Below are 9,961 nucleotides of genomic sequence, written 5' to 3'. Positions count from 1 at the left end.
CCTCCCCCCGACCCGTCCGCGTTGCCCGGCCGCGGGTCGCTCGTGGTCGAAGCCGCCCTGCTCGCTGACGCCCTGCGGGACTGGGCCGCCTCGCATCTGTCCCCCGGTCCCGCCGGGCCCCCCGGTCCCGGCGCATCGTCGGCGGCGGGCTCCGCTGCCGACGATGCGCCGGCGATGCCCGATCCCCACGCGGATCCGGCGCCGGGACCCGCGGATCACACCTGGCCCTGCGCCGTGTGCCCGCTGTGCCGGCTCCTGTCGAGCCTCGCTGGCGACCGCCCCGAGGTGGTTGGCCATCTCCTCGCGGCGGCCGGATCCCTGACCGCGGCGTTCCGCGCCGCCCTCGGTGCCGGTGGGGAGGGCGCTCCCGGGCCCGCCACGCCGCGACGGCGCGAGACGGCGCGCCCCGCATCCGGGGATCATCCATGGCCGGGGGACACCACCGGCACCCAACCAGCCACCGCGCTTAGACCCCGCGTGCAGAGGATCGATATCACGTGAGCATCGCTACTCCCGATAGTTCGAAGAACCTGGATATTCCGGGCAGCTTGACGGTTCCGCGCGCCGAGCGTGCCGGCGCGGTCCTCGGCCCGTTGCCGGCGGAGAACCGGATGGAGGGCCTGACGATCGGCATCGACGTTGGCGGGACGAAGGTCGCCGCCGGCGTCGTGGACGGTGCGGGGACGATCATCACTTCCCTGCGTCGGCCCACCCCGGGCCATTCGGCAGCCGAGGTCGCGGACACCATCGCCAGCGTCGTCGCGGAGCTCAGTGCCGACCACGCCGTGCGCGCGGTCGGCATCGGCGCGGCCGGGTGGGTCGACTCGGACCGGTCCCGCGTCCTGTTCGCACCGAACCTCGCCTGGCGCGACGAACCCCTGCGCGACGAGGTCGGGGGGCGCATCGGCCTGCCCGTCGTCGTGGAGAACGACGCCAACGCGATGGCCTGGGCGGAGTACCGTTTCGGGGCCGGCCGTGGCCGGCGTGACCTCGTCTGCCTGACGGTGGGAACCGGCATCGGCAGCGGCATCGTCCTGGGCGGTGAGCTCTACCGGGGCGCGTCCGGTATCGGCGCCGAGATGGGCCACATGCGGGTGGTACCCGACGGGTATCCGTGCGGTTGTGGTAACAGAGGGTGTTGGGAACAGTATGCGAGCGGGCGAGCGCTGGTCCGGCTGGCGAAGAACATCGCCACCGTGGATCCGAGTGCGGCCGTGCCCATGCTGGAGCATTGCGGCGGTGGCGTCGACGCGCTGACCGGCCCGGACGTCACCGAGGCGGCGCGCAAGGGGGACCCGGCGGCGATCAGGTGCTTCACCGAGATCGGCCACTGGCTCGGGGAGGGCATGGCGACGCTGGTCGCCGCGCTCGACCCGAACCGCTTCGTCATCGGCGGCGGCGTCTCCGACGCCGGCGAGCTGCTGCTCGGCCCGGCCCGGCAGAGCCTCCTGGCCGCTATGCCCGGGCGGGATTACCGTTCCGAGCCGGACATCGTCATCGCTGAGCTCGGATCCCAAGCGGGCCTCGTAGGCGCGGCCGACCTCGCCCGGTTCTGACCCGACCCCCACGGCGATCCCAGGAGGGTCGCCGAAGGCGATTCGGCGGAGACCCCGTACGGCGCCCTGCGACAGGGGTCCCGCGTAGCGGCGAAGCCGCTACGCGGGGGAGGCCCGGTAGTCGGGTACCAGTTCGGCGGCGAGCTCCTCGAGGAACAGCCCGGTGTCGGCGACGACGCCGACCGCGTGCGCGCTGGTGCGTTCGATGAGGGCGTGCACCGTCGAGGGGTTGACGTCCACGCAGGCCACCGGGACCGAGGCCGGCAGGATGTTGCCGGTGGCCACGGAGTGCTGGGCGCTGGCGATCATGAGGGCGAACGCCACCCCCCGTAGCGCGGCGCGCATCGCCCGCTGGCCTGCCAGGACGTCGGTGTGGACGTCGGGCAGCGGGCCTTCGTCGCGGACCGATCCGACGAGCACGAAGGTCTTGTTGGCCTTGACCATCGCGTGCATGATCCCCTGGGTGAGCACGCCGGACTCCACGGCGGCCCGGATGGATCCCTCCCGGCGGATCGTGTTGACCGCGCGGATGTGCTGCTCGCTGCCGCGCTGCACCCGGCCGCTACGCAGCGGCCCGAGCCCCAGCGGCGATCCGTAGAGGGCAGCCTCCACGTCGAGTGTCGCCAGCGCGTTGCCGGCGAACAGCACGTCGACATAGCCAGCCCCGACGAGGGCGACCAGCGCCGGCCCGGCTCCGGTGCTCACCACCGTCTGACCTGCCACCCAGAGCACCTGCGAGCCCTCGGCCTTCACCTCGCGGATCTGGCGGGCGATCGCCCGGACCAGGACCGCCTGCGGCTGGGTGGAGCTCGGCAGCGGGGCGGCCAGGGATTCGTACTCCTCGTAGATCCGGCTGGAATGGGCGGTGACCGGCAGGACGACCTTCACCCCGTCCACGCCGCACACGATCATGTCTCCCGCGCGCACGTCGGTGACCGGTACCGTTCGCACCCGGCCGTGCGAGACGACCAGGCCGCAGTCCATCTCGGGATGCTCCACCGGCACCCACTGGCCGTCGAGGTGGACGACGGTCTCCAGATTGGTGGTGGAGTAGAAGTCCGGGGGGAAGACGCCGTCGCGGTCGGCCGGCTCGCACCGGGCCGTGCCAGACTCGATCTTGTTCACGCCGTGGACCTGGATCCGCATCAGAATGCGCATGAGCTGACTCGGTGAGTCGGCCCCCACCGTGATGACCGCGTGGGACTCGTCATCGTGGCTGCGCCCCAGGTCGATACGAACGACCCGATAGTCACCGCCATAGTCCAGCACGTCATCGAGAACCCGGGCCAGCACGCCCGTATCCATGAGATGTCCGTGGACTTCGACCTTTTCGTGATATTGCACGCCCCACGCCCTTCCATCTCGGTGCCGGTACGACGGCTGCCACGCCGCGCTCAGACCACCGCGCCGTCGTCGGGGCCGTCGAAGTCCGTGGGCGGACGGTCTCCCATCCGCGCGACCAGCGTGCCGACCCCGCCGAGGATCAGCAGAACCCCGGCGACGTTCTGGGTCCGGGACTGGTTGAAGTCGATCAGGTCCGGAACGACGAGGAACATCACACCGAGGGCGATCGAACCGAGCGCCCAGCGTGTCACGGGCCTGATCCGTGGCAGCGGTGGCGGGGGTGGCGGTTCGTAGTGCTCACCGTCCGGGTCCAGATCCGGGTCGTCCAGACCCTCCGGGAGCTGGCCGGAACCCGACAGATCGCCGAAGTCGACGACGAGGTCCTCGGTGCCGCCGCGTCCCCGTCGGCCGCCCTCACCGCCCGTGGACGGGAACGGCAACTGGTCGAGCCCGGGTTCGGTCCGGTCCTCCGACACGGGCGGAGCAGCCGGCTCGAACGGCGGACGTAGGATGATCACAGTGGGGCGGCGGGTGTCGTCCAGATCCTCCGCAGCCGGCCACCGGTGGGATTCGGGCTCCTCGTCGAAGCGCGCGATGAGTTCGAAGAACGCGGCGTCGTCGGCTTTCTGGGAGCGCGGGGAGGGCCGCGGTGCGTTGCCCCCCGCGGTTGTCGCGGATCCGTCGCTGTCGCCGTCGAGACCGCCGCCACCCCGGCCGGCCGTGGGCGCGGCACCGGGCGTGGATCCGCCGCTGGTCGGCTCCTCGCGGTTCGCGGAGGTGCCACCGCCACCGGCGGGGGCGCCGCCCGGCCCGCCGAGGGGAGCCCCCTCGGGCGCGGCGCCGTCCGTCGGCGAGGGCCGGTGCTCGCCGGGTCCTGAACCCGGTGACCGCTCAGTCATCGCCGCAGGGCGCGTCGGGCACGAGCGCGCGTGGCGCGTGCCGCCGGACGAATTCCAGACTTCCTTCGAAGATCGTTTCTCGGTCGTTGTCGAGCGTCGCGACGTGGTAACTGTTCTCCAGCAGTCGTTCTTCGGCCGGGGCGCGCAGCCCGGCCAGCAGAATCGCGCCGGAGCTGGCTTCCACCACATGGTCGACGACGCTGCGGTAGGTGAGGACCGGACAGACGATCCGACCGAGCTCCGGCCGGGTCACCGCCCACAGTTGGCGCAGCGACGCGAACGGGCGCAAGGGTACCCGGTCGTAACCGATCTCGGGCACGCCCTCGGCCTTCACGTCGCCAGCCACACCAGGCACGGCGGGGATCACCCGGCTCAGCAGCGGGGCGAACGCCGCGTGCCACCGGTCGGTGGTGAGGCTGGGATTCACCGTGACGAGGCCGGCGAGGTCCCCGCCGTGCTGCTCGGCCAGCCGCAGGGCCAGGGTCCCGCCCATCGACAGCCCCATGACGAAGACCTGCTCGCAGGTGGTCCGCAGCCGCAGGAACGCGGTCTCCGCCGTGGCATACCAGTCCGGCCAGGTAGTGGGCACCATGTCCTGCCAGCGGGTGCCATGGCCGGGCAGCAGCGGGCACGAGACTGTCAGTCCGACTGCGGAGAGGTACTCGCCCCAGGGCCGCATGCTGCCCGGGGAGCCGGTGAACCCGTGGACCAGCAGCACGCCGACCGACCCACCCTCGAACTCGAACGGTTCCGCGCCCGGGAGGACGGCCGCACCGGTGACACCCGCCATCGTGATCCGCCCTTCGTGCCTCGCGCGCCCGCCCGTATGCCGCGATGCGGGTCCGGCGACGCGCGGAGGGAAAACGCCGGTAAACGCATGCTCGCACGGTCCGCGGGCTGAGGCCACGGTCGTGCGTGTCTCACTCGCCGGGCAACATCGCCGGACGGAAGCCGCCGGACGGAAAGTCTCCGCCTGATGATATCGGTGATGGGTGGTTACGCGCGCGGGACATCGGGATCGAGGCGCGGTCCGCGGGGGGTTGGGGGCCCGCCGTCAGGTTTCCTGGCCGGCACCGGAGAATGACACGCCGAGCGGGGTAGACCCCGTTCGGTGGACGTCGTGATGACCTCTCCTTAGGCTCGAGCAAGCCCATCATCCTTGCGACCCGGCCCTGGGCGCCCCGGCGCGGTGGGGTCGCAAGGATCGTCGGGGTCTCCGTGGCGGACCCCGGCGAGGCCGCGGGTCGTGGACCGGCGGCGTGCGCCCCGGTGCCCGACCGACCGGTCGGTTCGTGGGAGGTTCGGGCCAGGTGTGATCGGCGTCGGCGGATGAAGACGGGCGACTGGCCACGGGCGCCCCCGGCGGGCCGTCGTCGTGCGGCGGTGACCAGGTGGGAGCTGTCTTGTTCTACTGGGTGGTCAAGGTATTCCTGACACCTGCCCTGCGCCTGTTCTGGCGTCCCTGGGTCGAGGGGGCGGAGAACATCCCCCTGGAGGGGCCCGCGATCCTCGCCGGCAACCATCTCTCCTTCCTGGACCACCTCTTCCTGTCGCTGGTCGTCCCCCGCCGTGTCACCTACCTGGCGAAGAGCGACTACTTCACCGAGGCGGGCGTCAAGGGGTGGTTCAAGCGGGTGTTCTTCAGCGGCGTCGGCCAGATCCCGATCGATCGCAGCGGCGGCAAGGCGAGCGAGGGCGCGTTGCGCTCGGGGGTCCGGGTGCTCCGCCAGGGCCGCCTGCTCGGGATCTATCCGGAGGGCACCCGATCCCCGGACGGCCGGCTCTACCGCGGCAAGGTCGGTGTCGCGCGCTTGGCGCTGGAGGCCGGGGTCCCGGTCATCCCCGTGGCGATGATCGGGACTTTCGAGGTTCAGCCGCCGGGCCAGCTGGTGCCGAAGATCCGTCGGGTCGGCATCCGCATCGGCCGCCCGCTCGACTTCAGCCGCTACGCGGCCATGGCAGATGATCGCTTCGTCCTGCGCTCGGTCACCGACGAGATCATGTACGAGCTGATGGCCCTGTCCGGCCAGGAGTACGTGGACCTGTACGCGAAGCGGGCCAAGGAGGAGCTCGCGGCTGCCCGGGCACAGGCGGCTGCCGGGGCGGCCGTGGCGTCTACCGGCACGGCATCGGTCTCCCCGGCGTCCACCGGCACAGCGCCGGGTTCCTCTGGGGCGGCGACGCCGGCTCGGTCTCCGGATCAGCTCGGGCTGCCGGTCACGGCGCCGGCGAACCCACGTGCCACCAAAGACCGGATCGACCGGGCGGTCTGACCCGTTTGCGGTGGGCACGGCAGGATGGTCCGGTGTGTGGTGACAGCGTTCCTGGCTGGACGGCGATCGGTCGGCGTCGCGGCGGCTTCGAACATCCCCGGCGATTCCCGGGACGGCGTCCACTTCTGGTCGCGCTCGGCCTGATCGTCGGCTGCCTCGCGGGAACGGGCCCGGTACCCGGGGCCTCGGCGGCCGGTTCCCCCGCCGCACCTGCTGGACCCGCTGGACCGTCCGTGGGCGCCGCCCCGGCCGATACGATCGGTCGCTCGGGAACGTATCTCACGGACAGTGATCGCCGGGTGGTCGTCCTGCACGGAATCACGGTGCCGGCCGGGGTGACGCCCACCGCCGGGGACATCGACACCTGGGTCGGCTTCGGATTTACCGGGGTGCGCCTGGCGGTCCCGATGGCCAGCGGCGGCCGCTTCCCGGCGACCTCCGGTGGGCCGGTCCTCGACGGTGCCGGCGCGGCGACCACGCCCGCCGACCCCGGACTCGACCAGGCCGCTGCCCTCACCCGCATGTTCACCGACCGCGGGTTGCGGGTCACGCTGCGGATCGTGCCCGCCTCGGTGGGCTACGTGCCCTCCGTCGCCGGCCTCGCCGCGGGGCTCGAACGGTTGGCGACGCGGTTCCGCGATGTGCCGGGCCTGCTCGGCTACGAGGTGCCCGATGGTGGTGGCGGCGGTGCGGGTCTCGTTGCGGCGGTGGCCGCGCATGACGGCGCGCACCTGCTGTGGCGGGAGCGGCCTGCCCCGTTCGACGCCGCATCGACGGTGGCGGTCAATGATCCGGCCGGATACCTGGTCGGCTGGAAGGACGGGTCGGCGGTCAGTGTCCGCGGTCTCGTCGCCTCCGCCGACGCGTTCGGCCTGAGCTGGTTCTACGACGTCCCGAGCCCGACCGGGGGCACGGTGGGCACCGCCGCGCCCGTCGGGAGCGGCGGCGCCGAACGCCGGGCGCCCGCCCCGCCCGCGGACATCGTCCGCCCCTACCCCGTGGCCATCGCCGGGGTACCGGAGGTGTTGCGCTTCGACGCGTCGCGGGTGCTGACGGTGGCCTACCGGACCGCGCCGTCGGCCGGGCCGCCCCTCGCTGCCGGCACGGCGACCGCGATCAGCGTGCCGGCCTGGTCCTATCCGACGGGCTATCAGGTGCAGGTCACCGGGGCGCGGGTGACGTCCGCGCCCGGGGCGGGTCTGCTCTGCCTCGTCAGTGATCCCGGCGCCGCCCGGGTCGAGGTCCGGGTCTCCCCGGCGACCGGTCCCGCGGTGACTCCGCCGTCCGTCGCGGGTTCGGCAGGCTGCCGCGCGACGCCGGCGATCGTCCCGGCGGGAGGGCGGTCGCCGGGACCGGACGGTCCTCCGCGGGTGGCGGCGTCCGGGGATGACGCCACGGAGGAGTACTCCGGGCCGCTGCTGTGGCTGCTGCCGTTGGTCGGTGCCGCCTTGGCGGCGCTGCTGCTCGGGGCCTTGCTGCGCCCGTGGCGCCGGCGCTCGGGCCCCGGCCCGGGGTGGTCCGTGGCCGAGCGGCCGACCATGGCGGACACCTCGGCCGGAGGAGACTGAGCCGGTGGGAACCCGCTTCTTTTACGACACCGAGTTCATCGAACGCACCGACACCGGTCATCACTGGCTCGATCTGGTCAGCGTCGGAATCGTCAGTGAGGACGGCACACAGCGGTACTATGCCGTGTCGACCGAGTTCGACCCGTCGTGGGCCGTGCCCTGGGTCCGTCGCAACGTCCTCGACCAGCTGCCGTCGCCATCGGACGAGGCGTGGAAGCCGCGGGCCCGAATCCGCGACGAGATCGCCGCGCTGTTGACCGCGGGCGGTGCCCCCGAGCTGTGGGCCTGGTACGGGGCCTACGACCACGTGGTGCTCTGCCAGCTCTTCGGCACGATGACCGCCCTGCCCGCCCAGCTGCCCCGCTTCACCCGGGACCTGCGTCAGCTGTGGGAGGAAGTGGGCCGGCCGGTTCTTCCCGCACCGCCGCCCAACGCCCACGATGCGCTCGCCGACGCCTTGCACAACCTCGCCCGGTGGCGGGTTCTCGCCCCGCTGCGCGCCCAGGTCGCCGCCGGGTCGAACCCATCCCGATGAGTCGATGACGTGGCCGTGGCGGCCTCGTCATCGCCACGCCACGTGACCGCGCTGTTGTCCTGAAGTGTGACTCTCCCGCTACGCTGCCGCCGGAGAAAGCGGTGTACGGTCGACGGGAGGACTCGGGATGAGGATCGGCGTACTGACCGGCGGCGGCGACTGCCCGGGACTCAACGCGGTGATCCGGGCCGTCGTGCGCAAGGGAGAGAGCGTCTACGGCCACGGCTTTGTCGGGTACCGGGACGGCTGGCGAGGGCCGCTGACCGGCGAGACGGTCCCCTTGGACATCGCGGCCGTGCGGGGGATCCTCCCGCGTGGCGGCACGATCCTCGGCTCCAGCCGCACCAATCCCTACGCCGCCGTGGACGGGCCGGCGCTGGTGCGCGAGCACCTCGCCGCTGCCGAGGTGGACGCGCTCATCGCGATCGGCGGGGAGGACACCCTGGGGGTGGCCGCCCAACTGCACGCCGAGGGACTGCCCGTGGTCGGAGTGCCCAAGACCATCGACAACGACCTCTCTGCGACGGACTACACCTTCGGTTTCGACACCGCGGTCAACATCGCCACGGAGGCGATCGACCGGCTGCACACCACCGCGGAAAGCCATCACCGGGTGTTGATCGTTGAGGTCATGGGCCGCCATGCCGGGTGGATCGCTCTGCACAGCGGCATGGCGGGGGGAGCCAACGTCATTCTCATCCCGGAGCGGCCGTTCGACTTCGACAAGGTGTGCGCCTTCGTCGAAGCCCGGTTCGCCACCCACTACGCGCCGATCATCGTCGCGGCCGAGGGTGCCGTCCCGATCACGGGTACCCTGGTCGCCAAGGAGGGCGAGGTCGATGCCTTCGGGCACGTCCGCCTGCAGGGCATCGGGGCGGTCCTGGAGACCGAGATCCGCGCCCGCACCGGTCGTGACGCGCGCGCGACGGTGCTCGGGCATCTGCAGCGCGGCGGCACGCCCACGGCCTTCGACCGATGGCTCGCGACGCGTTTCGGACTGCACGCCGTCGACGCCGTGCACGAAGGCGACTTCGGGGTGATGGTCGCCTTGCACGGCACCCGCATCGACCGGATTCCGCTGCAGGATGCGACCCGCGAGCTCAAGACGGTGCCCGAGGAGCTCTACCACGAGGCCGAGATCTTCTTCGGCTGACCGGGGGAGGGGCGGGCTGTGGGGCCGGATCCGCTTCGGGAACCGATCCCGCTCCAGGATCCGATTTCGGTCCAGGATCCGGTCCCGATTCGGGAGCCAGGGCCGGGTGCCGATTTCCGGGCGGATGCTTGTCCAAGGGAAGACGCCGATTCCGGGAAGATGTCGGGCGGCGGTGACCGCTCGAGCTCGACCTGGGCCGTACCCTGGTGTGGTGAGCGTACTGGATCTCTGGCGGGCCCTTCCGGCCAAGCAGCAGCCGTCCTGGCCCGACCCGGCGGAGTTGAGAGCCGCCCATGACCAGCTCGCAGCCCTCCCCCCGCTGGTCACCGCCCCCGAGATCCGGTCCCTGACCGACCGTCTCGCGCTGGTCGCTCGGGGCGAGGCGTTCCTGTTGCAGGGCGGTGACTGCGCCGAGACCTTCGTGGCGAACACCGCCGACAAGATTCGGGACAAGGTCAAGACGCTGCTGCAGATGGCGGTCGTCCTCACCTATGGCGCGAGCACGCCGGTGGTGAAGGTCGCCCGCATCGCCGGGCAGTACGCCAAGCCGCGGTCCGCGGACATCGAGGCCAGCACCGGGCTGCCCTCCTACCGGGGCGACGCCGTCAACGACATCGCGCCCACGGCCGCCGC

Annotated in this window: 10 protein-coding genes; 7 read left to right on the top strand and 3 right to left on the bottom strand. The window is 72.1% G+C overall.

The genetic code is table 11. The features are described from left to right. Together AC08OX_RS09860 and AC08OX_RS09855 are read left to right on the top strand one after the other, a co-directional pair. Positions 1-501, top strand: a 501-nt coding sequence (locus AC08OX_RS09860) for a hypothetical protein (RefSeq protein WP_476607533.1), incomplete at its 5' end; no start/stop codon positions are given. Then, positions 498-1,556: an ROK family glucokinase gene (locus AC08OX_RS09855; protein ID WP_476607532.1), complete on the top strand. Its 1,059-nt coding sequence runs from the start codon at positions 498-500 to the stop codon at positions 1,554-1,556. The genes AC08OX_RS09860 and AC08OX_RS09855, both read left to right, overlap by 4 nt. A gap of 99 nt (positions 1,557-1,655) precedes the next feature. Here the strand turns inward: AC08OX_RS09855 and AC08OX_RS09850 are convergent, their stop codons facing one another. From AC08OX_RS09850 to AC08OX_RS09840, 3 genes are read right to left on the bottom strand one after another with little or no spacing between them, the layout of a single operon-like run. Beyond that, positions 1,656-2,900 (bottom strand): ornithine cyclodeaminase family domain, encoded by a 1,245-nt coding sequence (locus AC08OX_RS09850; protein ID WP_476607531.1) that lies wholly within the window; start codon positions 2,898-2,900, stop codon positions 1,656-1,658. Between the two features lie 50 nt (positions 2,901-2,950). Continuing rightward, positions 2,951-3,799, bottom strand: coding sequence for a hypothetical protein (locus AC08OX_RS09845; protein ID WP_476607530.1), 849 nt, complete (start codon positions 3,797-3,799; stop codon positions 2,951-2,953). Further along, positions 3,792-4,589 carry an alpha/beta hydrolase gene (locus AC08OX_RS09840; RefSeq protein ID WP_476607529.1) on the bottom strand — a complete coding sequence of 266 codons (798 nt, stop codon included), beginning with the start codon at positions 4,587-4,589 and terminating at the stop codon, positions 3,792-3,794. Before AC08OX_RS09840 ends, AC08OX_RS09845 begins: the two co-directional genes overlap by 8 nt. Positions 4,590-5,190: 601 nt before the next feature. Here AC08OX_RS09840 and AC08OX_RS09835 point away from each other — a divergent pair. The 5 genes from AC08OX_RS09835 to AC08OX_RS09815 form a co-directional block, all read left to right on the top strand. After that, the gene (locus AC08OX_RS09835) at positions 5,191-6,072 is read left to right on the top strand and encodes a lysophospholipid acyltransferase family protein (RefSeq protein ID WP_476607528.1); all 882 of its coding nucleotides are present in this window, start codon (positions 5,191-5,193) and stop codon (positions 6,070-6,072) included. A 32-nt stretch (positions 6,073-6,104) separates the two neighbouring features. Then, positions 6,105-7,640, top strand: coding sequence for a hypothetical protein (locus AC08OX_RS09830; protein ID WP_476607527.1), 1,536 nt, complete (start codon positions 6,105-6,107; stop codon positions 7,638-7,640). A 4-nt stretch (positions 7,641-7,644) separates the two neighbouring features. Continuing rightward, positions 7,645-8,175: a polyadenylate-specific 3'-exoribonuclease AS gene (locus AC08OX_RS09825; RefSeq protein ID WP_476607526.1), complete on the top strand. Its 531-nt coding sequence runs from the start codon at positions 7,645-7,647 to the stop codon at positions 8,173-8,175. A 127-nt stretch (positions 8,176-8,302) separates the two neighbouring features. Next, positions 8,303-9,328, top strand: a complete 1,026-nt coding sequence (locus tag AC08OX_RS09820; RefSeq protein ID WP_476607525.1) for a 6-phosphofructokinase — start codon at positions 8,303-8,305, stop codon at positions 9,326-9,328. A 211-nt stretch (positions 9,329-9,539) separates the two neighbouring features. Next, on the top strand, positions 9,540-9,961 hold a 422-nt coding region (locus tag AC08OX_RS09815; protein ID WP_476607524.1), incomplete at its 3' end, for a 3-deoxy-7-phosphoheptulonate synthase.

It is taken from the genome of Frankia sp. CoBUL1, from assembly GCF_978021245.1.
The sequence above is the reverse complement of the archived record's forward strand: the minus strand, read 5'-3'. Positions and strand labels throughout refer to the sequence as shown.

Coding starts and splice junctions, on each gene's coding strand:
- AC08OX_RS09845 (WP_476607530.1), bottom strand. CDS start 3,799: ATGACTGAGCGGTCACCGGGTTCAGGACCCGGCGAGCACCGGCCCTCG.
- AC08OX_RS09840 (WP_476607529.1), bottom strand. CDS start 4,589: ATGGCGGGTGTCACCGGTGCGGCCGTCCTCCCGGGCGCGGAACCGTTC.
- AC08OX_RS09820 (WP_476607525.1), top strand. CDS start 8,303: ATGAGGATCGGCGTACTGACCGGCGGCGGCGACTGCCCGGGACTCAAC.